This is a genomic window from Paracoccus sediminis, from assembly GCF_900188295.1.
In the GTDB taxonomy this organism is placed as follows: domain Bacteria; phylum Pseudomonadota; class Alphaproteobacteria; order Rhodobacterales; family Rhodobacteraceae; genus Paracoccus; species Paracoccus sediminis.
On sequence record NZ_FZNM01000011.1, the window covers coordinates 13,370 to 35,764 of the forward strand.

Below are 22,395 nucleotides of genomic sequence, written 5' to 3' on the forward strand. Positions count from 1 at the left end.
GTAGTCCCCCGGCGGTTACGGGGGCGGTTACGGGGGCGGTTACGGCGCTGCCCTTGGGCACTGGTGCAGGGGTGTGGAAACCATCGTTTTGCGCGTTCTGCGTCATGCAAAAAGGGCGGCCACCAAGACCCGGCCAATCGGCCTGTGGACCCGGCCACCCCGAAAGTCCCCGCCGCGACTGTGCCGCCGCACCCCACCTCTCTGGGCACTTCGGCACCCCCTCCTGACAACCCCCAATCCGGTCGGTTTAGGACTAGACGGCTGGGTCGTGTTCACGCTATGTTCCGTCACTGGATACAACCTGTGGTTGTGTGCAGCCAACCTCAGAAATGGAGCATCAACATGACCGCATCGTCCTTCACCGCCCCGGAAGCGAAGGCCCCCCGCAAGCGCAAGCCGAAGGCCGCGCCCGCTGCCGCCGCTGTGGCGGAGGTGGCCCCCGCACCGGAGCCCCAGCCCGTCGCCCAGCCCGCCCCCGCGCCCCAGCCGAAGGCCCAGCGCCGCAGCCGGGGGATCAACCTGGCCCCGAAGGCGGTGGCGAAGGCCTGCCGCTACGGGACCAAGCAGGCCATCCTCGTTGACCTGCTGTTCCGCTCCGGCGGCGCATCCATGGCCGAGTTGCGGGAGGCGCTGGCCCCGTGGAAGGACATCACCATCAAGTCCGGTCTGGGCTGGGACATGAACCACCAGAAGGGCTACGGCATCCGCACCACCCACGAGAACGGATACCAGCGCTGGCTTGCGACCGACTACGCCGGGATGGGCACCTTCAAGGGCGACAGCCACCCTGACGACCTGTCCGAGGCGGAGAAGGCCAAGCTCTTGGCCGACAACCTCGCCAACGGCTACAACCCGGGGGAGGTGTTCGCGGTCTACCACCTCGTGCTGCCCGCCGGGATGACGGCCCCGGTCCCGCACACCGGCGGTCCCCACCTCACCGTTGCCGACAAGCTGAACCACCTTGTCTTTGGCGACCCGCTCCCCGGCACCAAGGAGGCCACTGAATGACCCGCCGCGCCGCGATCTACGCCCGCGTCAGCACGTCTGACCAGAACACCGAGAACCAGCTTATCCGCCTCCGGGAGGTGGCGGCGCGGGCGGGCTGGACCGTCGCCCACACCTACACCGAGACGGCCAGCGGGGCCAAGCGCTCCCGCCCGGCGCTGGACGCCATGATGGCAGACGCGGCGCGCCGCCGGTTTGACGTGGTGATGGCGTGGGACGTGTCCCGCCTTGGGCGGTCCCTGCGCGACCTCGTGGACCTGTTCGAGAACCTGCGCGCGCTCAGGGTGGACCTCTACCTTGAGCAGCAGGCGCTGGACACGTCCACCCCGGCGGGCCGGGCGCTGTTGCAGATGTCGGGCGTGTTTGCCGAGTTCGAGCGGGCGATGATCGTGGAGAGGACCAAGGCCGGGCTGGCGCACGCCCGGGCGCGGGGTGTCCACTGTGGCCGCCCGCCCGCGTCCGATGGGCTGGTGGAGGCAATCCGCGCCCTCCGCGAGCAGCGGGTGGGCATGGACCGCATCGCCAAGGAGCTTCGGTGCGGCAAGGGGCTGGTCCAGCGCGTCTGCACCACCATGGCACAGGAGGCCGCCAATGTCGGTTGATGACCTCCCGTCCCGCAAGGTGAGCGGCAAGGTTGGCCGCCCCCACTATGTCGTGGGGGCGCGGGGCATCAAGATCATTGAGGAGCTTTCCGCCCGGGGCTGCCACCTGACCACCATCGCCAAGGCCCTGCGCATGTCTGTTGACGCCTTCAAGGCCTGCCGCGCCCGGCAGCCGGAGGTGGAGGAGGCGTATCAGCGGGGCTTGGGCACCGAGCATGACGCCCTCGTGTCGAACCTCCGCCTTGCCGCCAATGCGGGCAACGTGGTCGCCAACATCTTCCTGTTGAAGGCCCGCCACGCCTACCGGGAGGGGGAGCCGCTTGAGGTCAACGTCAGCGTCAACGCCGGGGGCGTCCTTGTCGTGCCCGCCGACATGACGGTTGAGGAGTATCTCGCCCGCAAGGCCGAGGCCGGGGAGATTGACCCCATGCCGCCGATGCGCGACGTGACGCCCGCCCCGCGCAGCCTCATCCCCGAGCCCATCGAACACCTGCCGGAGGCCCCCATGCCGGACCCGGCCCCCCGCCGCACCCCGTCCGGCACCCGCGTCACGAGGGGGGACTGATGGAGACGCGCCTTGAGGTCTATGCCAATGCCGCCGGGCTCCTGTCCCGCATGGGCTTCGCCGCCCGGGTGGAGCCGTCCTTCACGCCCCTTGGGCAGCCGCGCCCCGTGACAGCCCTCGTCACCGATGCGCCGCCGGTCCTGATCGGCCATGCCATCTCTCAGGTCGCCACCGACCCCGAACCGCACCTGCCGATGGCATCGGCCAAGGTCGCGCGGCCCAAGCATTGGGAGCCCGGCGACCCGCAGTTTGCTTGGTGGGTCTGACCCCGCTTCCGAACGGAACCGGGGTGGCCGTTCCGCGCCCCGCGCGCCGCCAGCCCCTTGGGCAAAGTCGGCCCCAGTCCCCGCCAGACTTTCGGGGTGGCCCCCGGCAACAATGAATACCACGGGCGGCATCACTCAACCCAAGGTATAGTTGGGGCATGAGGGCCACCAATGGCGGTGCGCCCACGGCAGAGGAGCCCGCACCTTGGCACAGACAGCCATCCCCGACCTTCCCCCCACGCCCGCTGACCCCGAGCCCGCGCCGATCACGGCGGGCAAGCTACTGCCCAAGGCGGAGCTGATCGACCTTGCCGCCTTCGCCGCAAAGCGGGCGGAGAAGCTGGGCCAGACCATCGCCACCCTGACCGCAGGCGCAGAGGCGCGGGCGGCTGATGTTGCCAAGAGCCTTGCCGCCGCAGGCTTTGACCCCAAGGCGCAGGCCGATGCTGCCGACAAGGCCCGGGCGAAGGCGCGGGCGGAGATTGTGGCCGCTTCATCCGAGGCCCGTTGGGCTGAGATCAAGCAGCTTGTCGCCGCCGCCGAGGGGCTGGCCCTCACCGAGGCCCTGTATGCCAGCCCGCAGGCAGTGCTGGCCCGGGCCGGTCTGGGCGATGCCCGCCGCACCGACCTCATGGCCCAGGTCGCGGGCGCTGGCCCTGCCGAGGTGCGCCAGCTTGCCATGCTGGCCGTCGCCACCAAGGATGTTGTCCTTGGCGCTGCCATCCAGTCGGTCAACGACCGGCTTCCCCGCCGTGACCGCCCCATCTCAAGCGCAGAGCTTGCCGATGCGCTGGTGGGCGAGGAGGCGCGGGCCGTGTCCACCGCCATCGCCGCCATCAAGAACGCCGCACAGCGGGCGCTGAACGCCAACCGCGAGTTTGAGGCTGGCAAGGTGCGGCCCGTGGACCGCGTGAAGCTCGCCCTCAACAACAAGGAAACCTGACCATGCCGCTCTACCTGATCCGCCGCCCCGCCGGTCTTGCAGCCGAACCGCTGCGCAACAGCGCGGGCCTTCACTCCGCCCTGATCAGCGCGGCCAGCCCCGCCGCTGCCATCACCGCCGCCAATGCCCTTGCCGCAGCGCGTGGTGCTGGGGTTGGCGCCTTCTCCGGCACCGGCTGGGTGACGACCGACATTGCCACCACCCCGGGCGGTCTGCACGTTGACTGCGTGTTCGATGGCGACCCCATCAACATCCGGGGCATGGACCGTGGGGGCAACCCGGCATGACCAGTGAGGAGCTTCTGGACGGGTATGACGTGCTGTTCCCCGCGCCGCTGCGGCTGGCGCATGAGGCGGTGCTGACCCTTGCCGCCGAGACGGAACCGGACGGCTGGCCCAGCCCGGCCATGCTGGTCCGGTTCGCCCGGTGCTATGGCGTCCCGCTCGTGGAGCTTGCGGGCCTGTGCGGCATCCTCGTGTCGCGCATCGGGCGGCGCACCGTGTTCAGCGACGCCCGCCGCTCCCCTGAGCTCGTCAACCGCCTGAACGTCTCCCAGTGGAGCCGCCGGGCGCTTGTCGCATACGGCTTCTACAACACCGCCGCCGCCCTGTCGCTGGGCGAGGGCGCGCGGGTCCACTGACGACACGCCGCCCGGCGTCCCGGGCGGCGCAGTGGGTCAGCGGATGACGAGGCGCTTGGTGCGCCGATCAAGCCAGACCTCCCGCAGAGGGTTGACCTGCATGGCAACACCAAGGGCCTGACCCTTGGCGATCAGCACGTCCGGGCCTTCAAACTCCCATTCGCGCCCGCCCCTGCTGTAGTGCGACACCCGGACGGTATCGCCAAGTTCCGCGACCGTTGCGTTGAAGTCATCCACAGCAACCCGAAGGCCGAGGTCGTTCATGCTCATGTGAAGCATCTTCATCTCCGTTGAATTGGGGGGAGCGCCGCCCGCGCACCGCGCCGGGCGGCGCAGGGGGTCACCTTGCGAAGCCGCGCACGGCGACCCAGTGGCCCTTGTGGTCCTCAAAGAGCTTCAGGCCGGGATCGGCTTCCAGCGCCTTGTTGATCGTCCGCACGGCGCGCCAAGTCACCGTGGTCGCGCTGTTGATCTCGCGGCTGCCGTATCCGAAGAAGCAGAAGTCAACCCGCCCCTCCTTCTTGGTGATCAAGCAGAAATCAGGCCGGAAGGCCTGACGCGCGCCGTTCAGCGCGGCCAGAGCATCATCCAGCTTTTCGACGTTCGTGTAGGCCATAGTGCACGCCCCTCCTACGGGACTAGGGCACTGGCGCGTGGGGGGAGCTTCGCCCGACCAACAGACACCAGCACCGGGTTTCGGTGTTGAGTTCCTTGGTCGGCAGGCCCTGCGTCGCTTTGGAGCGGGCCGTTTACGGCATCTGACATGTGAACCAGACGCAGCCGGTCAACCTCTCGATTGACCCTCACTGTATGCCACACCCGGCCCGGGGCGAGTCAATCCCGATTTGACCCTTTGATGCTGCGCCCGCTCTGGGCAGCCCCGCCCACACCTCCACCACCTTGTCAAGCCCCTGCCGCCGTCAAGGCGCGTTGACGCCTGCCGGGGCCACTTCGGCGCGCGTCAAGCCGTTGTTGTGTAATGGAAAAATCCTCTGGCGGGGCCAGGGATAAGTCTAGACCTGCGCTGGGGCGGCCAGCTAGACCGGGGATAAGTTCACACTTTGTTCACACCCCGGAGCGCCCATGAACGTCACCCCCATCTTCCGGTCTGTCCGTGACCCCATAGGCTCCGCCGCCCGCTGGGCCGTGGTTTCGGTCCCCGCCCACCTGTCGGCCCGGGGGCTGGCCGTGCCCGTCTGGGCCGCGCTGCTGCTCCCGGCCATCGCCCTTCTGCCCCTCGCATCCCCTTGGGCGTCCTACATCCTGGCCCCGGTCTTTGTGCTTGCCGCCGGGCTCCGGCTGGCCGCGCTGGTGGGCCTGTTCCTGCCCAAGCCCGAGGCCCCGCCGCCGTGCGACCTGCCCACCGTCACCGTGCTTGTGCCGCTGTTCCGGGAGGCTGCCATCTTCCCCGAGCTTGCGGCTGCACTGGCACGGCTGGACTACCCCGCGCACCTGCTTGAGGTCATCATCCTGTTGGAGGCCTGCGACACCGCGACCATCGCCGCCGCCCGTGTCCATGCCCCGGCGGGCTGGCGGGTGGTCGTGGTGCCGCCGGGCTCTCCCCAGACCAAGCCCCGGGCCTGCAATGTCGGGCTGGCGCTGGCATCCGGTGCGCTTGTCGTGGTGTTCGATGGGGAGGACCGCCCGGACCCGGGGCAGGCCCGCCTTGCCGCCGCCGCGCTGGCCGCAGACCCGCGCCTTGCCGTGGTTCAGGCGCGGCTGGGGTGCGACCATGCAACGCCGGGCTCCCCCACCATCACCCGCCTGTGGGCGTTGGAGTATGCGGCGCTGTTCGGCGCGGTCCTGCCCGTCCTGTCCCGGCTGGGCCTGCCGTTCCTCTTGGGAGGGACAAGCAACTGGTTCCGGGCGGAGGCTCTGCGCGCCGCCGGGGGCTGGGATGCCCACAACGTCACCGAGGACGCAGACCTTGGGGTGCGGCTGGCCCGGCTGGGGTGGCGGTCTGCCGTGATCGACTCAACCACTTGGGAGGAGGCCCCGCTCAGGGCGGGCGTCTGGCTGCGCCAGCGGGCGCGCTGGTTCAAGGGCTTCGCCGTGACCGCCATCGTGCATGGCAGGACACCGCGCCAGACCATGCGGGAGCTTGGCCCGGCGGGCACCGTCGCGCTGCTGGCGCAGCTTCCCGTCGCGCTGCTGTGCACGGCGGCGCACCCGGTGGGCGTCGGGCTGGCGCTGGGCGGGGACCTGTCCGGGCCTCTGGCCGCGCTCCTCCTGCTGGGCTACGCCACCGCCGTCGCCCTCCATGCCGCCGCTGCACTCCGGGCTGGGCTCCCGGTGTGGCTTGCACTCCTGCTGCCGTTCTACTGGGCGCTGCACTGGGCCGCGCTCCTGCTGGCCCTCTCCGACCTCGTGCGCGACCCCGCCCATTGGCGCAAGACGGATCACGGCGCGGCGGTGCGGGCTCAGGCGGCTTAGAGGTGGCTTTTCAGCGGAGGGAGGTCTAGCTTGTCCAGAAACACAAGATCATGTAGCGTTCACGGAATGTTCGCGGGAGGTATGGGATTGGCAGAGACGGCGCTTGCAGTTGCGGACGGCCACCGCCGGGAGGTTTCCCCCGGCCTTGATGAGGACGGCCGCAAGCGCCTTGGTCAGTTCATGACGCCAACCGGCATCGCCCGGATGCTGGCCGGGCACTTCCTCCACATGCCCAGTGAGGTTCGCCTCCTTGACGCCGGGGCCGGAATGGGTGCGCTCACCGCCGCCTTTGTCGAGGCAGCCTGCAACCATCCCGTGCCGCCCCGGTCCATCGACGTGACGTGCTATGAGGTGGACCCCGACATGGTTGCGATCCTCCGGGAGACGCTGGCCCGGTGCGCCACAGACTGCGCCCGGGCGGGCATCGCCTTCCACCCGGAGGTAGTGGCCGATGACTACATCCTCCGGTCTGCCGAGCCCCTGCTTGCGGCGGCGGGGCGCTTCAACTGCGCCATCCTCAACCCGCCCTATGGCAAGATCAACGCGGGCTCCAAGTGGCGCGCGGCCCTGCGGTCGCAGGGCATCGAGACGGTGAACCTCTACACCGCCTTCGTGGCGCTGGCCTTGCAACAGCTAGAGCTTGGCGGGGAGCTGGTTGCGATCACGCCCCGGTCCTTTTGCAATGGCTCCTACTATGAGCCCTTCCGCCGCCTGATGCTCGACCTTTCGGCATTGCTGGCGATCCACGTCTTTGAGTCGCGGCGCTCCGCCTTCCGCGACGATGACGTGTTGCAGGAGAATGTCATCTTCCACCTCCGGCGCGGGGTGCCGCAGAACGGGGTGGCGCTGTCAACCGACCTGACGCCCGCCCGGGAGGTCCATTTCAGTGAGATTGTGCGCCCCGGGGACCGCCACGCATTCATCCGGTTGCCCGTGGGGGGCGCAACGGCGGCAGACCTGATCCAGTCGCTTCCCTGCACTCTGGCGGACCTCGGGCTGACCGTGTCAACGGGCCGGGTGGTGGACTTCCGGGCGAAGGAACACCTGCGGCGCGACCCCGGCTCTGACACTGTGCCGCTGATCTACCCCGGCCACTTTGACGGCGCGACAGTGCGCTGGCCCCGGGAGGGCTTTAAGAAGCACAACGCCATTTACGACTGCCCACAGACGGACAGCCTCATGGTCCCGGGCGGCACCTATGTCCTGACCAAGCGCTTCACCGCCAAGGAGGAGAAGCGGCGCGTGGTGGCGGCGGTATACACAGGGGAGCGGGCCGGGTTTGAAAACCACATCAACTACTTCCATGCGAAGGGCGCGGGGCTCCCGGAGCGGCTTGCCGTTGGGCTTGCCCGGTTCCTGAACAGTGAGGCGGTTGACACCTACTTCCGCACCTTCTCCGGCCACACTCAGGTCAACGCAACCGACCTCCGCAACCTGCACTACCCGTCGCGGGGGCAGCTTGAGGCGCTGGCCGGGGCGGAGGACGTGGAGGGGGCGATTGCAGGCTTTGCCGGTTAGCCCTCAACCCGGAGGTGCTTGGCGGGGTCTGACTGGATCCAGATGTAGGAGCCAACCGCGACGTTGCCGTGGGCTGACTGGCGCGCCGCTGCATCCTTCCATGTCCTGTAGGTGGTGGTGAACCCGACCCCGGACTTGCCGCAGCGCGCGGCCATCCGCTCCATCTGGGCGACCTTGTGGAAGTCCACCTCACCATCGCTTGTCACGGCTTCGATCACCCAGAGGTGGTCCGTCTCCGGGTTCCACAGGAGGGCGTCGGGCATGGCATCCTCAAGGGTCAGTGTCACCCCCGCCGCCGCCATCTTGGCGCGCTCCTCCTCTGACACCCGGTCCCCGTCGCTGTCGTCAATGTAGAGGAGTTGGTAGCCCGGCAGGAACCGGGCCGCGTAGTGGTCAACGCTTGCCCGAATCAGGTCAGCGTGGCCGCTGTCCACCAGCTTGCGGGAAGCCTCCTCCATCTCAGCCTGAAAGGCCCGCCGGGACCGCGCCGCATCGGCGCTTGCCCAAGCGGCCAGCATCGCCCGCCACTCGGGCTCCGGGGCCTTGAGGATGGCAACAAGTTCCTCATCAAGGCGGTAGCAGGAGTTGGGCGACTTCGCCTTGACGTGGCCGGTGATGAATGCGCCGTCCAGAAGGGTGATCGGGACAAAGCCCCCGAGCTCACGCAGGGGCTTGATCCAGTAGTCGCGCCCCTCCCGGTCCAGCTTGCCGTTGCCGCGCTGGAGGATGCCGATGTGGCAGGCGAGGTGGGCCGTGGTTGCACCGTCAGCGACCTTCGCGCCGTCCGGGGCCTTGGAGAACCAGCTTGGCGTCTCATCATCAAGGAGCGCAAACACGCCGTCCACAATGTCAGCATTGCCGCCAAGCGCGACCTGTCCCAGGACCTCCGCCACCTTTGCCCTCGTGACGCCTTGCAGCGCCTCCGGGACCGGGGGAGAGCCCGCCGCTATCCGCGCGTTGCGCAGTGCCAGAACATCATCGTGAAGCGCCAAACCCAATCCCCCACCAAAACCGGAATGGTCAGGAGATACAGCAGGTTGGAGGGGATGTGAACCCGGGGGCCGCTAAGACGGAAAAGGCGGGCAAAGTGCCCGCCTTCCGTCCTAGAACCCGTCTTAACTCACCGTCTTAGGCGGCTGACAGGGCGTAAGCTCTTGATTTCTTGGCTCCGGCGGTAGGGATCGAACCTACGACCAATTGATTAACAGTCAACTGCTCTACCGCTGAGCTACGCCGGAACACGGGGGCCGTATAGCAATGCTCTTTGGGGGCGTCCAGAGGATCTTGTCGTTTTTTTACGCCAGGGCGAAACGGGCCTGGACGTGCAGGGTGTCCAGCGGGGACACGGCGCCCAGGTCGGTCAGGGCCAGCAGGTGGGCAAGGACGTTTCGGGTTGCGGCGGGCAGCAGGTGGGGGGGCACGTCATAGATCCGGCGGGCCAGGGCCGCTGCATCGCACGGCCCGTCGCGCAGGGCGCCGAGGATCTGGGCGGTGCGCTGGCGGCGGTGTGCGGCCAGCTCTGCCAGCCGCTGCGCCGGGTTCCCGATCGCATCGCCATGGGCGGGCAGCAGGCATTCGGGCCGATGGTGCGCCAGCCGGTCCAGCGTGCGCAGATAATCGGCCAGATCCCCGTCGGGGGGCGAGATGATGGTCGATGACCAACCCATCACCACATCGCCACAAAAGATCCGGTCGCCCCACAGAAAGCTCAGATGCCCGCCGGAATGGCCGGGGGTGTGCAGGGCGGTCAGGCGCCAGTCCGTCGCCTCGATCACGTCGCCGTCGCGCAGGGCGACGTCGGGGGCAAAGGACAGATCCAGCCCTTCGCCGCCCCCGGTCGCGCCCTGGTCCGCAAGGCGGCGCATCATCGGGGACCGGCCGGACAGGGCGTCGCCGAAGGCCAGGACCGGCGCGCCGGTCATCCGTGCCAGCCTGGGCGCGCCCAGGCTGTGGTCGCGGTGCGCATGGGTGACGAGGATATGGCTGATCCGGCCCCGCCCGGCCTGGACGATGGCGGCAAGATGGCCGGGATCGTCGGGTCCGGGATCAATGACCGCGACCCGGTCGCGCCCCAGAAGAAACGTGTTTGTTCCCGGCCCGGTCAGAGGCGACGGGTTCGGGGCCAGGATTCGCAGCAGCTCTTTCGTTGGTCCGTCCATGCCGCTAGCCTTAGCATGTCGAACCGGAGACGCCATGACGAACCATGCCGAAGACGGATGGTTGAAGGGATTTCTGCCGCGCGGGCTGTATGGCCGGGCGGCGCTGATCCTGTTTCTGCCGGTGGTTGTGGTGACGCTGGTGGTCAGCGTCATGTTCCTGCAACGCCATTTCGAAGACGTGACCCGGCAGATGACCGCCAGCATGACCCGCGAGCTTGCCTTTGTCGCCGCCCGGATCGAACAGGCGGACGGACAGCGCGACGCCGGGCGACAGATCGCCGTGCCCCTGGGCATCACCATCGGCGCGCCTGACACCGACGATGTGGGCGATCCGCGCGTGTTCTACGATTTCTCGGGCCGCGTCGTGATCCAGGAATTGCGCAGCAGCCTGCCCGCCATTCGGTCGGTCGATCTGGCCCAGGACGACAAGCGGGTGATCGTGACGCTGGACGGGTCTGCCGGGCCTTATTCGCTGGCCTTCGACCGGCGCCGGGTCAGCGCGTCGAACCCGCACCAGCTGCTGGTGCTGATGGTGTTCACCTCGTTCCTGATGACGGGCATCGCCACGGTGTTCCTGCGCAACCAGCTGCGTCCGATCCGGCGCCTGGCCGAGGCGGCCGAGGATTACGGCAAGGGGCGGATGGTGCCCTATCGACCGTCCGGCGCGACCGAGGTGCGCAGCGCGGGCACGGCCTTCCTGGACATGCGCAACCGCCTGGAACGCCAGAACGAACAGCGCAAGATGATGCTGTCGGGGATCAGCCACGACCTGCGCACGCCCCTGACGCGGCTGCGCCTGGGCCTGTCGATGATGTCGCCCGACCTGCCCCCCGATGACGAGGATCTGCGCGCGATGGAGGCCGACATCGCCGAGATGAACCGGATGGTGGATGCCTTTCTGGACTATTCCCGCGACGAGGCGCAGGACAGTGCCCCCGAAACGACGGCGGTGGCCGATTTTGTCGACAGCGTGATTGCGGACGCGCAGCGCGCCGGGCAGCGGGTGATCCTGCGGGGCCTGGACGGCGACCGGGGCGGGCGGGCCACCTTTCGCCGCGACATGCTGCGCCGCGCCCTGGAAAACCTGCTGGGCAACGCCGCCCGCTATGGCACCCGCGCCGAACTGGATGCGACGCTGGGGCCGCGCAGCCTGCGCATCGGGATCGAGGATGACGGCCCCGGCATCCCCGACGACAGCCTTGACGCGGCCATGCGGCCCTTTACCCGTCTGGATGCCGCGCGCGGCCGCAACAGCGGCCAGGGCGCGGGGCTGGGCCTTGCGATCGCCGCCGACGTGGCCCGCGCCCATGGCGGGCAGTTGCGGCTGGGGCGGGGTCAGCGGCTGGGCGGCTTGCGGGCGGAAATCGTCATTCCGCGATAGGGGTCCAGCCCAAGATAGGCGGCATTTTGTGCGTCATATTGAATGCCGCCCCGCTCAGCCCTAGATTGACGCAACGCAGGGGCCGTGTGTCGCCATGACGGGGCCACGGCTTCGGGCAGAAAGGAACGCATAATGAACGAATTCGCTGCTTCGACCTATCCGGTGCTGCCTTTGCGCGACATCGTGGTCTTTCCGCACATGATCGTTCCGCTGTTCGTGGGCCGCGAAAAATCGGTCCGCGCCCTGGAAACGGTCATGGAATCGGACAGCCCGATCCTGCTGGCCGCCCAAAAGGACGCCTCGGTCGACGAACCGACGGAAGACGGCATCTATCGCGCCGGTGTTCTGGCCAATGTGCTGCAACTGCTGAAGCTGCCGGACGGCACCGTCAAGGTGCTGGTCGAGGGGCGCGAGCGCGTGCAGATCACCGGCTTTGTCCCGAACGACGATCATTTCGAGGCCACCGCCATCACCCTGGCCGAAACCGACGGCGACGCGGCGACCGTGACCGCGCTGGTGCGCACCGTGGCCGAGGAGTTCGAGCGTTACGTCAAGGTGCGCAAGAACATCCCCGAGGAGGTCGTGACCGCTGTGGCCGAGGCCAAGCAGCCCGGCAAGCTGGCCGATCTGGTCGCAGGCCACATGGGCATCGCCCTGGACCGCAAGCAGGATCTGCTGGACACGCTGGACGTGGCCGAACGCCTGGAAAAGGTCTATTCCCTGATGCAGGGCGAGATGTCGGTCTTGCAGGTCGAAAAGAAGATCAAGTCCCGCGTCAAGACCCAGATGGAGAAGACGCAGCGCGAATATTACCTGAATGAGCAGATGAAGGCCATTCAGAAGGAACTGGGCGACGGCGAGGACGGCCAGAACGAGATCGCCGAGCTTGAGGAAAAGATCGCCCGGACCAAGTTCAGCAAGGAGGCCCGCGACAAGGCCGAGGCCGAGCTGAAGAAACTGAAATCGATGTCGCCCATGTCGGCCGAGGCCACCGTCAGCCGCAACTATCTGGACTGGCTGCTGTCCCTGCCCTGGGGCGTCAAGTCGCGCACCCGCAAGGATCTGGTGGGCGCCGAACGGATCCTGAACGCCGATCACTACGGCCTGGAAAAGGTCAAGGAACGGATCGTCGAATACCTGGCCGTCCAGACCCGCAGCCAGAAGCTGAAAGGCCCGATCCTGTGCCTCGTCGGCCCTCCGGGCGTCGGCAAGACCTCTCTGGGCCGGTCGGTCGCCAAGGCTACCGGGCGCGAGTTCATCCGCATTTCGCTGGGCGGTGTGCGTGACGAATCCGAAATCCGCGGCCACCGCCGGACCTATATCGGGTCGATGCCGGGCAAGATCATCCAGGCCCTGAAAAAGGCCAAGACCACCAACCCGCTGATCCTGCTGGACGAGATCGACAAGATGGGCCAGGATTTCCGGGGCGATCCGGCGTCCGCGATGCTCGAGGTGCTGGATCCCGAACAGAACGCGACCTTCGTGGACCACTATCTCGAGGTGGAATACGATCTGTCGAACGTGATGTTCGTGACCACGGCCAACAGCTACAACATGCCGGGGCCGCTGCTGGACCGGATGGAGATCATTCCGCTGTCGGGTTACACCGAGGACGAAAAGCGCGAGATCGCCCGCCAGCACCTGCTGCCCAAGCAGATCGCGGCCAACGGATTGCGCAAGACCGAGTTCGAGGTGACGGACGAGGCGCTGACCCATGTGATCCGCTATTACACGCGGGAAGCCGGGGTGCGGTCGCTGGAACGTGAGATCGCCAAACTGGCGCGCAAGGCCGTGACCGAGATCCTCAAGGGCCGGGTCAAGGCCGTCGTGGTGGATTCAGCCAAGGCCGAGGAATACCTGGGCGTGCGCCGCCACCGCTATGGCCTGGCCGAGAAAGAGGATCAGGTCGGCGTGGTGACGGGTCTGGCCTGGACGCAGGTCGGCGGCGATCTTTTGCAGATCGAGGCGCTGCGCCTGCCCGGCAAGGGCCGCATGAAGACGACCGGGAAGCTGGGCGAGGTGATGAAGGAATCGATCGACGCGGCCTCCAGCTTCGTGCGGTCCATCAGCCCGGAAATCGGGGTCAAGCCGCCGGAATTCGACCGCCGCGACATCCACGTCCACGTCCCGGAAGGCGCGACCCCCAAGGACGGCCCGTCGGCGGGCATCGCCATGGTGACGTCGGTGGTGTCGGTGATGACCGGCATCCCGGTCCGCAAGGACGTGGCGATGACCGGAGAGGTGACGCTGCGCGGCAACGTGCTGGCCATCGGGGGCCTGAAGGAAAAGCTGCTGGCGGCCCTGCGCGGGGGCATCAAGACGGTGATGATTCCGGCCGACAACGAAAAGGATCTGGCCGAGATTCCGGACAACGTGAAGACCGGCCTGACCATCATTCCGGTCAGCAATGTCCGCGAGGTGCTGAAGCACGCTCTGGTGCGGATGCCCGAATCCGTGGAATGGGACGAAGCCGCCGAGGAAGCCGCCGAAGCCGCCAGGGTCGCCGCGACGCGCGACGAGCGGTCCGCGGGAAACCCCGTGGCGCATTGACGCGACCCAGCGACCATCGACCAGGGCCGGTGAAAACCGGCCCTTTTTCATGCGCGGCGATTGCCGGTCAGCAGCCGACAGGGCGGCACCGTCAAACGGCCCTCATGCTACGGATGACTGGGCGGACTGGTGGAGCCGAGGGGAATCGAACCCCTGGCCTCGTCATTGCGAACGACGCGCTCTACCAACTGAGCTACGGCCCCACTGGCGCCTTTCTTGTCGGCGCGGCAGGCATTGTCAAGCGGTCGGCCGGTCCCGGCCGCAAATTTGGCGCGAGGGTTCGCGGCGCAAGGTGGATCATGATGCCATCGCGGCCGCGCACGGTCAGGCGGGCGACAGGGACCGGGGCCACGGTGCCGGTGCGCAGGTGGAACGCCCCGACAATGCGCGCCAGCATCGCCACGCCCTCGATCATGGCAAAGCCCGCGCCCGGACAGGCCCGAGGACCGGACGAGAACGGCATGAACGCATCGCGCCCGCCGGGCCTGCCGCCGGAACCAAGCCAGCGGCCGGGATCGAACACGTCGGGCTGGTCCCACAGGCGGCTGTGACGGTGCAGATGCCAGGGCGACAGGATCAGCTGCGCGCCTTTGGGAACGGACCGCCCCCGCATGGTGACGGGCTGGGCCGCCTCGCGCACCATCATCGGCACGGGGGGATACAGGCGCAGCGTCTCTCGGAAGACGGCGCGGGTGATGCGCAGGGCGGCGATCGATTCCATGTCGGGGGTAAGGGCCGCAGCCTCGGTTGCGACGCGATCCTGCCAGTCGGGATGAGCAGCCAGAAGCCACAGCGCCCAGCCGAGGGCCGAGGCGCTTGTCTCGTGCCCGGCCAGAAAGAAGATTGCCACTTGGTCCACCATCTCGGACGCGGTAAAGCGGCGGCTCGTCTGGGGGTCGGGGGTGGTCATGATCCGGGTCGCCAGATCATCGGGCGCGCAGCCGTCGCGGATGGCCTGCATCCGGGTGGCGACCATGGCCGCGATCAGCCCGCGGATGGTCGCGGCCGTTCGGCGGGTGCGGCGCGAATGCGGCCGGGGCAGCCGGCGCGGCCAGGGGATCAGCGCGGCAAGGTTGACCAGAGGCTGCGCATCCTGGTGGGCGCGGAACGCCCGGAACACCTGTGCCGCGATGTCCTGTTCGATGGGCATGGAGAACAGGGCGCGGACGATCACGTCGGCGGCGGCATGGCTGCATTCCGGTTCGATGTCCTGTTCGCCGGGTTTCAGGCGGCCGACGGCGGCATCGGCAGCGGCAAGGATCGCGGGCAGGATGTCGCGCAGGCGGCCCCCCTCGAAGGCGGGGTCGATGATGCGGCGCTGCGCGGCCCATTGATCGCCATTGGTGACAAAGACGGATTCCCCCAGCAAGGGCGCCAGCCCGGCCCGCAAGCGGTTCGATTTCGGAAAATCCTGGGGGCGGTCCTTCAGGATCAGGCGGACCAGGGCCGGGTCGTTGCAGACGAAACTGTGGATCATCGGGCTGCGGAATTCCGCCATCCAGGCGCGGTACAGCCGTTCCGGCAGGGCCGACAGCAGATCGCGCCGGAACGCTCGGGCAAAGCGCAGGACGGTGCCGCGACCCTCGGTCGTTTTCGGACGCGGCGGGATCACGGCAGCCCCGGTCCGATCGGGGCGGCGATGCGGCCGGGCGAATGGGTGCGGCCCGCGAACCGGTCGGCCAGCCGGCGCGGCCCGGCGGTGATCGCGAAATAATCGTAATCGCCCGGTTGCTCGAACGCGCACAGGTATTGCAGATGCAGCCGGAACCACCGCCACCGCAAGGCGCGCCGTTGGCCGGGCGACAGGGTTCGGCTGAACGCTGCCGATAGGACCAGCGGCCAGCGTTGCCCCGGTCCCGCGACCGCCGTGACCGCGACGGGATCGCACAGGGCAAAGCTGCACGGATCGCCCGGCGCGCTGACATCCAGCCAGAACAGATCCGGGTGTTCCGACAAGCAGGCCAGATCGGCGCGCAGCCGTTGCGCGCGCGGCAGGAAGGACGCCATCGGAACCGCCTGACCCAGGGTCAGCAGCGCCAGCGCGGGGCCGTCCGGCGGCAGGCCCCGGCGGATCAGGTCGGCCACCATGGACACGGCCAGATAGGCGCCCGAGGAATGGCCGACGACCAGAACCTCGTCCAGGTCCGACCTCATCGCATCGGCAAGCCGGTCGGCAAAGCGGATCAGCCGGTCATCCAGGTCCGGCGGATAGGCGCCGTGACGGCTGGCGGTGAAGGCATAGTCGTGCATCAGGTAATGGGCGAACAGGCGGTGGTCCTGCCGTTCTGCAAGAACCAGGACGGCCCAGGCGGCGATCAGGCCCAGGATCGCGCCCAGCCAGGGCATGTCCGTGATCCCGGCCGCGGTCCGGAACGCCAGCAGGCCGATCAGGATCGCGCAAGCCAGTTGCAGCACCAGCATCGCGACCGGATACAGCGCCGCCAGCACCGGACCCCGCCGCAGCCGCATCAGCCGGCCCAGCGCGCCGGACGCCCCGAAAATCCAGGCCGTCCGCAGCATCTGGCCATAGGTCGCAAGGATGCCCCGCCGCATCGACGCCAGCACGATGTCGGACCAGACCAGAACCTCGATCTGCGCCTCGGCCTTGCCATCGGGAAAGCGCGACCGGATGCGCCAGCTAAAGCCGGTGTCCATGGCGGACCGTTCCAGCATCAGGCCATAGCCGCAGATCTGCGCCTGCCGGTGGCCTTCGCGTCGATACAATTCGCGATAGCGGCGCGGGGGCATGGGATCAAAGCCGGGCAGGAACAGAACCCGGCGGCGGAAAGGTCGCGTCATCGTCATGCCCCGTCGTGCCGGTGGCAGCATAGGCCACGGCGCGGGTGCCGCAAGGGGCTTCAACCCTGGCGCCAGCGGGCCTCTTGCGACCGGATGGCGGCGATGCGGCGGGCGACCGGCGGATGCGACAGCAGCCACGCGGGGGCGGCGGCACCACGAGCGCCGGTCAGCCGGTCCAGTTTCTGAAACAACGTGATCTGCGGGGCCGTGCCAAGGCCCGCGCGCATCATCAGGGCGCTGGCGAAACGGTCGGCCTCGAATTCGTCGTCGCGCGACAGGCGGGCGGCGACGGCCGTGGCGATCAGCCCGGCGATCCAGGCCCCAAGGCCGGGGATGACGCGGCCCAGCACGCCCGCCAGGGCCATCCGGATGGCGTTCTGGCCCGCAAAATCGATCATCCGCCGCCGGGCATGGCCATGGGCCACATGGCCCAGTTCATGCGCGATGACGCTGGCCAGTTCCTCGGGCGTGACCTCGTTCGCGTCCAGCTTGCGGATGAATCCGCGCGTCAGGAAGATGCGCCCGTCGGGGGCGGCCAGGCCGTTGACCGGATCGACCTCGTAGACATGGGCGCGGACCGGGGGCAGGTCCATCGCCCGGCCCAGCCGTTCCAGCATGGGGGTCAGGCGGGGGTGGTTCAGGGGCGTCGATCGCCGGTTCAGATCCTGCTTCAGGCGCCACAAGGAAAAGAACCACATGGCGGCGACATACAGGATCAGCAGGATGATCGGCGTAAGCTTCAGCATGGTGCCAATATGGGCGCATCGCGCGGTTCGCGCCAGACCGTCAGCCCAGGATCCGCATCGCCTGCGTCAACCCGTCCAGTGTCAGTGGCATCATCCGGTTTTCAAAGATTTGTCCCACCATGGCGATGGACTGGGCATGTCCCCAATGGGATTGCGGAACGGGGTTCAGCCAGACGTGATCGGGCCATGTTTCGCAGGCGCGCCGCAGCCAGACCTCGCCTGCCTCGGGATTCCAGTGTTCGTTGGCGCCGCCCGGCACGGCGAGCTCGTAGGGCGACATGCTGGCATCGCCCACGAGGATGCATTTGTAGTCGCGGCCGAACCGGTGCAGCAGGTCCCAGGTCGGCGTCTGTTCCGCCCAGCGGCGGCGGTTGTCCGTCCACAGGCCTTCGTAAAGGCAGTTGTGGAAATAGAAATGCTCCATGTGCTTGAATTCCGCGCGGGCGGCCGAGAACAGCTCGTCCACGACGCGGACATGATCGTCCATCGACCCGCCCACGTCCAGAAACAGCAGCACCTTGACCGCGTTGCGTCGTTCGGGCCGGGTCTGCACGTCGATATAACCGTGGTCGGCAGTGGCGCGGATCGTGGCGGGCAGGTCCAGTTCGTCCGCCGCGCCGTGGCGCGCCCATTGGCGAAGGCGCTTCAGCGCGACCTTGATGTTGCGGGTGCCCAGTTCCACGTTGTCGTCGAAGTCGCGGAACTCGCGCTTGTCCCAGACCTTGACCGCGCGGCGGTGGCGGGATTCGTCCTGCCCGATCCTGAGGCCTTCCGGGTTGTAGCCATGGGCGCCGAACGGCGAGGTGCCCCCGGTGCCGATCCACTTGCTGCCGCCCTGGTGGCGGTTCTTCTGCTCGGCCAGCCGTTCGCGCAGCATGCGCATCAGTTCGTCAAAGCTGCCGGCGCCTTGGATTTGGGCCTTTTCCGCGTCGGTCAGCAGCTTTTCGGCCAGCTTTTCCAGCCATTCGCGGGGGATCGCCCGTTCGGTCACAAGCGCCTCGACCGGGATCTGTTCCAGCCCGGAAAACGCCTCGGCAAAGGCGCGGTCGAAGCGGTCGATGTGGCGTTCGTCCTTGACCAGCGCCAGCCGGGCCAGATGGTAAAAGCCGTCCACGGTCCAACCCGCGACCCCGGCCTGCATCCCCGCCATCAGATCCAGCCATTCCCGCAGCGAGACCGGAACCCCTTGCCGGCGCAGGCTGTCCAGGAACGGCGCGAACATCAGATGAACCGGTCCAGGATCACCGTGGCGAACAGGCCCAGAACCGCAAAGGCCATCGCAAAGGCCGCGGCGTATTGCACCCGGTCGCGCCGTCTGCCGCCCAGCTGCCCGGCGCGCCGCCAGCCCAGAACGGCTCCGATGATGAAGGCGGCAATGACGATCATGGCGAAATCCCTGGGTTTGGTTCGGGTATCAGATAGCCCGCGTGCCGTCCCGCCGCAACCGGCGGTCATCGGGCCAGCATCGCCCGGAACGCGTGCCAGCTTGCCTTGGGCGTGCGCGCCATCGTGTCGTAATCGACATGCACCAGCCCGAAGCGCGGGCCAAGCCCCCAGGCCCATTCGAAATTGTCCAAGAGCGACCAGTAGAAGAAGCCCTTCAGGTTGACCCCCTGATCCATCGCGGCCCTGGCGGCACGCAGGTGGTCGCCGATGAAGGCCACGCGGCGGGGATCGTCGGTCACGTCGTCGCCCGCCGCCTCGGCCATGCCGTTTTCGGTCACGATGATCGGCAGGCCGCCCACATGGTCGCGGGACAGGCGGATCAGGAATTCCTCCAGTCCCTCGGGGCGGATTTCCCAGTCCATCTGGGTCTTGGGCAGCGGGCCTTCCGCCGCGTGACCCTGGGGCCACAGGCCCGTTCCGCCCGCATACAGGCGCCGGGTATAGTAATTGACGCCCAGCCAGTCGATGGGCTGCGCGATCAGGTCCATATCGTCTTGCCAGCCCTGCGGCAGATGCGGTTCCAGCCCGTCCAGCGCGGCCTGGGGATAGCCCTGGCCGGCGACGGCCCGGATGAACCACTGGTTGTAGATCGCATCCTGCACCTCGGCCGCGCGCACGGCGGCGGGGCCGTCATCGGCGGGCTGGGCCGTTTCGAAATTCAGGACGATGCCCAGGTTTCGGGCGCCGTTCGCGCGCAAGGCCTGCATGGCGGTGCCATGGGCCAGCAGGGCATGGTGCATGGCGCGGGCGGCGGCGCGGATGTCGCGCAGTCCGGGGGCATGGTGGCCCAGGAAATGCGACAGCCAGGCGATGCACCATGGTTCGTTCAGGGTGGCGGTGCTGGCCACGCGGTCGCCAAGGCGGGTGTGGATCAGGGTACAGTAATCGCCAAAGCGGGCAGCAATGTCGCGGTTCTGCCAGCCGCCCGTGTCCGACAGGGCGGCGGGCAGATCCCAATGATAGCAGGTCAGATAAGGCGCCAGCCCGCGTTCCAGCATCCCGTCCACCAGCCGGTCATAGAAATCCATCGCCTGCGGATTCACGGTCGCCCCGTCCGGCATGACCCGCGCCCACGAGGTCGAGAACCGATAGGCCCCGAATCCTCCGTCGCGGATCAGGTCCAGATCCTGCGGCCACAGGTGGTAATGGTCGCAGGCCAGCCCGGCGTTGCTGCCGTCGGCGATGGTGCCGGGGGTCGCGGCCAGGGTGTCCCAATGCGACGGCCCTGCGCCGCCGTGGCGCGATCCCTCGATCTGATAGGCCGAGGTGGCGACGCCGAAGACGAAATCGGGCGGAAAGGCGGAACGGTCGGGCAGCATCGCAGTCTCCTTGCAGGGCGGCGGTTCGCGGTCGCGGCAGTCTGCACCGGAAAGGGGCCGGCGTGAACAGCGGCGTCGCCGCGTCCATCGGGATCGGCGCGGGGCCTTTCGGCGTGGAACGGTCCCGAATGCCGCAGCCGGGCCAGGGCCGCGCGGTCGCGATGGCCCAAACCTGCGAACGCGTTGCAATGGGGTGGGGATTGCGGCATGAAGCCGTTATGACACGGCTGCGCGCGACACAGTTGGAACAGGCCCTGCGGGATGCCGGGGTGCGCGTCACACGGCAGCGCGCGGCCCTTTTGCGGGTGATTGCGGGCAGCGAAGATCACCCCGACGCCACCGAACTGCACCGCCGGGCCGAGGCGGCGGGGGCGGGGGTGTCGCTGGCGACCGTGTATCGCACGCTGACGACGTTGCAGACCCAGGGCGTGATCGACAAGCTGGAATTCCGGGGCGAACCCGCCCGGTGGGAGGCTGCGGACCAGCGGCACCACGACCACATGATCGACGTGGATACCGGCGAGGTGATGGAGTTCACGAACGACCGAATCGAACGGTTGCAGGCCGAGATCGCGGCCGAGATGGGATACGAGATCGTCCATCACCGGCTGGAACTGTATGTACGGCGGCGGGGCGCCCGGTCTGCCGATGCGGACTTTTGACAGGATCATTTCCGACCGCGGGTCGCGCTATGCGGTATCGGGCGGGGCGGCGGCCAGCCGGGCCGAGATCGATGCCGCATTGTCCGATCTGCGGCGCGACAAGCGGTTCGCCAGGGCCACGCACAACAGCTGGGCCGCGATCCTGGCGGACGGGCCGGTCAGGGACGATGACGGGGAAGCCGGCGCGGGGGCGCTGATCCTGCAAATGCTGGACCGCGCCGGGCTGCGGGATCATGTGGTGATCGTGACCCGCTGGTATGGCGGCAAGCACCTGGGCGGCGACCGCTTCCGCCATGTGGCGGATGCGGTGCGGTTGTATCTGCGCGAAACGGGCGGGGGCTAGCGCCAGCCCAGCGCCGGGGCGACGTGGCGCAGGATGCTGTCGATCACATGGACGTTGTAATCCACGCCCAGTATGTTCGGCACGGTCAGCAGCAGGGTATCGGCCTCGGCGATCGCTTCGTCCTCGCGCAACTGGTCGATCAGGCGGTCGGGTTCGTCGGCATAGCCGCGGCCAAAGACCGCGCGATAGGTGTCGATGGTGCCGATCTGGTCGCTGTCCTTGCCGCCGCGTCCAAAGTATCGGCGGTCCATGTCGTTCATCAGGGCAAAGATCGACCGGCTGACCGACACGCGGGGGGTCCGCGCATGGCCCGCCCCCGCCCAGGCGTCGCGATAGGTGCGGATCTGGCGGGCCTGCTGGATGTGGAACGGTTCGCCCGTCTCGTCGACCTTGAGGGTCGAGCTTTGCAGGTTCATGCCCATCCGCGCGGCCCATTCCGCCGTGGCGTCCGACGCCGATCCCCACCAGATGCGGTCGCGCAGGCCCGGCGAATGGGGTTCCAGACGCAGCAGGCCCGGCGGGTTCGGAAACATCGGGCGCGGGTTCGGCCGGGCAAAGCCCTGGCCTTCCAGTTGTTGCAGGAACACCTCGGTATGGCGGCGGGCCATGTCCTGATCGCTCTCGCCCTCGGCCGGTTGATAACCGAAATACCGCCAACCATCGACCACCTGTTCGGGGCTGCCCCGGCTGATCCCCAGTTGCAGCCGCCCGCCGGAAATCAGATCCGCCGCGCCCGCGTCCTCGACCATGTACAGCGGGTTTTCATAGCGCATGTCGATCACGCCGGTGCCGATCTCGATCCGGCGGGTCCGCGCGCCGACAGCCGCCAGCAGCGGAAAGGGCGAGGCAAGCTGTTGCGCGAAATGATGGACGCGGAAATAGGCGCCGTCCGCGCCCAGTTCCTCGGCGGCGATGGCAAGGTCGATCGATTGCAGCAGCACGTCCTGGGCCGTGCGGACCTGGGATCCGTGTTCGGGCGACCAGTGGCCAAAGGACAGAAAGCCGATCTTCTTCATGG

24 protein-coding genes and 2 tRNA genes are annotated in these 22,395 nt (G+C 68.1%); 13 read left to right on the plus strand and 13 right to left on the minus strand.

Annotated elements, in window-relative coordinates:
- Positions 1 to 342: 342 nt before the first annotated feature.
- The 7 genes from CHB77_RS13705 (at position 343) to CHB77_RS13735 (ending at position 4,021) form a co-directional block, all read left to right on the plus strand.
- Positions 343 to 1,008 (plus strand): hypothetical protein, encoded by a 666-nt coding sequence (locus CHB77_RS13705; RefSeq protein ID WP_089388787.1) that lies wholly within the window; start codon positions 343 to 345, stop codon positions 1,006 to 1,008.
- Positions 1,005 to 1,607, plus strand: a complete 603-nt coding sequence (locus tag CHB77_RS13710; RefSeq protein ID WP_089388788.1) for a recombinase family protein — start codon at positions 1,005 to 1,007, stop codon at positions 1,605 to 1,607. Before CHB77_RS13705 ends, CHB77_RS13710 begins: the two co-directional genes overlap by 4 nt.
- Positions 1,597 to 2,172 (plus strand): hypothetical protein, encoded by a 576-nt coding sequence (locus CHB77_RS13715; protein ID WP_089388789.1) that lies wholly within the window; start codon positions 1,597 to 1,599, stop codon positions 2,170 to 2,172. The genes CHB77_RS13710 and CHB77_RS13715 overlap by 11 nt, the downstream gene beginning before the upstream one ends.
- On the plus strand, positions 2,172 to 2,438 hold the full coding sequence (locus CHB77_RS13720; RefSeq protein ID WP_089388790.1) for a hypothetical protein: 267 nt from the start codon (positions 2,172 to 2,174) through the stop codon (positions 2,436 to 2,438). The genes CHB77_RS13715 and CHB77_RS13720 overlap by 1 nt, the downstream gene beginning before the upstream one ends.
- 205 nt (positions 2,439 to 2,643) lie before the next feature.
- On the plus strand, positions 2,644 to 3,381 hold the full coding sequence (locus CHB77_RS13725) for a hypothetical protein (protein ID WP_089388791.1): 738 nt from the start codon (positions 2,644 to 2,646) through the stop codon (positions 3,379 to 3,381).
- Between the two features lie 2 nt (positions 3,382 to 3,383).
- The gene (locus CHB77_RS13730; RefSeq protein WP_089388792.1) at positions 3,384 to 3,668 is read left to right on the plus strand and encodes a hypothetical protein; all 285 of its coding nucleotides are present in this window, start codon (positions 3,384 to 3,386) and stop codon (positions 3,666 to 3,668) included.
- On the plus strand, positions 3,665 to 4,021 hold the full coding sequence (locus CHB77_RS13735) for a hypothetical protein (protein ID WP_089388793.1): 357 nt from the start codon (positions 3,665 to 3,667) through the stop codon (positions 4,019 to 4,021). Before CHB77_RS13730 ends, CHB77_RS13735 begins: the two co-directional genes overlap by 4 nt.
- 36 nt (positions 4,022 to 4,057) lie before the next feature.
- On the opposite strand, the gene CHB77_RS13740 is transcribed toward CHB77_RS13735, so the two are convergent.
- Together CHB77_RS13740 and CHB77_RS13745 are read right to left on the minus strand one after the other, a co-directional pair.
- Positions 4,058 to 4,291: a hypothetical protein gene (locus tag CHB77_RS13740; protein WP_131023372.1), complete on the minus strand. Its 234-nt coding sequence runs from the start codon at positions 4,289 to 4,291 to the stop codon at positions 4,058 to 4,060.
- Between the two features lie 70 nt (positions 4,292 to 4,361).
- Complete coding sequence (locus CHB77_RS13745) at positions 4,362 to 4,637, minus strand: hypothetical protein (RefSeq protein WP_089388795.1); 276 nt, start codon at positions 4,635 to 4,637, stop codon at positions 4,362 to 4,364.
- A gap of 467 nt (positions 4,638 to 5,104) precedes the next feature.
- On the opposite strand from CHB77_RS13745, the gene CHB77_RS13750 reads away from it, so the two are divergent.
- Positions 5,105 to 6,454 carry a glycosyltransferase family 2 protein gene (locus tag CHB77_RS13750; protein WP_089388796.1) on the plus strand — a complete coding sequence of 450 codons (1,350 nt, stop codon included), beginning with the start codon at positions 5,105 to 5,107 and terminating at the stop codon, positions 6,452 to 6,454.
- Positions 6,455 to 6,541: 87 nt separating this feature from the next.
- The gene (locus tag CHB77_RS13755; RefSeq protein WP_165456284.1) at positions 6,542 to 7,972 is read left to right on the plus strand and encodes an Eco57I restriction-modification methylase domain-containing protein; all 1,431 of its coding nucleotides are present in this window, start codon (positions 6,542 to 6,544) and stop codon (positions 7,970 to 7,972) included.
- On the opposite strand, the gene CHB77_RS13760 is transcribed toward CHB77_RS13755, so the two are convergent.
- From CHB77_RS13760 to CHB77_RS13770, 3 genes are all read right to left on the minus strand, one after another.
- Entirely contained in the window at positions 7,969 to 8,964 is a 996-nt protein-coding gene (locus CHB77_RS13760; RefSeq protein ID WP_089388798.1) for a BsuBI/PstI family type II restriction endonuclease, read from the minus strand. The two genes, CHB77_RS13755 and CHB77_RS13760, sit on opposite strands and share 4 nt — an antisense overlap.
- Positions 8,965 to 9,135: 171 nt before the next feature.
- Positions 9,136 to 9,210: transfer RNA gene (locus tag CHB77_RS13765), tRNA-Asn, on the minus strand.
- Positions 9,211 to 9,267: 57 nt separating this feature from the next.
- Complete coding sequence (locus CHB77_RS13770; RefSeq protein WP_089388799.1) at positions 9,268 to 10,131, minus strand: MBL fold metallo-hydrolase; 864 nt, start codon at positions 10,129 to 10,131, stop codon at positions 9,268 to 9,270.
- A gap of 34 nt (positions 10,132 to 10,165) precedes the next feature.
- On the opposite strand from CHB77_RS13770, the gene CHB77_RS13775 reads away from it, so the two are divergent.
- Both CHB77_RS13775 and lon read left to right on the plus strand, forming a co-directional pair.
- Positions 10,166 to 11,512 carry an ATP-binding protein gene (locus tag CHB77_RS13775; protein ID WP_089388800.1) on the plus strand — a complete coding sequence of 449 codons (1,347 nt, stop codon included), beginning with the start codon at positions 10,166 to 10,168 and terminating at the stop codon, positions 11,510 to 11,512.
- Between the two features lie 132 nt (positions 11,513 to 11,644).
- On the plus strand, positions 11,645 to 14,062 hold the full coding sequence (lon, locus tag CHB77_RS13780) for an endopeptidase La (RefSeq protein ID WP_089388801.1): 2,418 nt from the start codon (positions 11,645 to 11,647) through the stop codon (positions 14,060 to 14,062).
- Between the two features lie 127 nt (positions 14,063 to 14,189).
- Here lon and CHB77_RS13785 read toward each other — a convergent pair.
- The 7 genes from CHB77_RS13785 to CHB77_RS13810 form a co-directional block, all read right to left on the minus strand.
- A tRNA-Ala gene (locus tag CHB77_RS13785) sits at positions 14,190 to 14,265 on the minus strand.
- Positions 14,256 to 15,674 (minus strand): cytochrome P450, encoded by a 1,419-nt coding sequence (locus tag CHB77_RS13790; RefSeq protein WP_089388802.1) that lies wholly within the window; start codon positions 15,672 to 15,674, stop codon positions 14,256 to 14,258. The genes CHB77_RS13785 and CHB77_RS13790 overlap by 10 nt, the downstream gene beginning before the upstream one ends.
- Entirely contained in the window at positions 15,671 to 16,861 is a 1,191-nt protein-coding gene (locus tag CHB77_RS13795) for a hypothetical protein (protein WP_089388857.1), read from the minus strand. Before CHB77_RS13795 ends, CHB77_RS13790 begins: the two co-directional genes overlap by 4 nt.
- Positions 16,862 to 16,920: 59 nt before the next feature.
- Positions 16,921 to 17,607 (minus strand): M48 family metallopeptidase, encoded by a 687-nt coding sequence (locus CHB77_RS13800; RefSeq protein WP_089388803.1) that lies wholly within the window; start codon positions 17,605 to 17,607, stop codon positions 16,921 to 16,923.
- Between the two features lie 40 nt (positions 17,608 to 17,647).
- The gene (locus CHB77_RS13805) at positions 17,648 to 18,829 is read right to left on the minus strand and encodes a vWA domain-containing protein (protein WP_089388804.1); all 1,182 of its coding nucleotides are present in this window, start codon (positions 18,827 to 18,829) and stop codon (positions 17,648 to 17,650) included.
- Positions 18,829 to 18,993, minus strand: coding sequence for a hypothetical protein (locus tag CHB77_RS18370; RefSeq protein WP_165456285.1), 165 nt, complete (start codon positions 18,991 to 18,993; stop codon positions 18,829 to 18,831). The genes CHB77_RS13805 and CHB77_RS18370 overlap by 1 nt, the downstream gene beginning before the upstream one ends.
- A gap of 65 nt (positions 18,994 to 19,058) precedes the next feature.
- A complete protein-coding gene (locus tag CHB77_RS13810) occupies positions 19,059 to 20,372 on the minus strand; it encodes a GH1 family beta-glucosidase (protein ID WP_089388805.1) in 1,314 nt (437 codons plus the stop codon).
- A 218-nt stretch (positions 20,373 to 20,590) separates the two neighbouring features.
- Here CHB77_RS13810 and CHB77_RS13815 point away from each other — a divergent pair, with 218 nt between their 5' ends.
- Both CHB77_RS13815 and CHB77_RS13820 read left to right on the plus strand, forming a co-directional pair.
- Positions 20,591 to 21,034, plus strand: a complete 444-nt coding sequence (locus CHB77_RS13815) for a Fur family transcriptional regulator (RefSeq protein ID WP_089388858.1) — start codon at positions 20,591 to 20,593, stop codon at positions 21,032 to 21,034.
- Positions 21,021 to 21,377, plus strand: a complete 357-nt coding sequence (locus CHB77_RS13820) for a YigZ family protein (RefSeq protein ID WP_089388859.1) — start codon at positions 21,021 to 21,023, stop codon at positions 21,375 to 21,377. Before CHB77_RS13815 ends, CHB77_RS13820 begins: the two co-directional genes overlap by 14 nt.
- Here CHB77_RS13820 and CHB77_RS13825 read toward each other — a convergent pair.
- A complete protein-coding gene (locus CHB77_RS13825) occupies positions 21,374 to 22,393 on the minus strand; it encodes an LLM class flavin-dependent oxidoreductase (protein ID WP_089388806.1) in 1,020 nt (339 codons plus the stop codon). The genes CHB77_RS13820 and CHB77_RS13825 overlap by 4 nt on opposite strands.
- Positions 22,394 to 22,395: the final 2 nt, after the last annotated feature.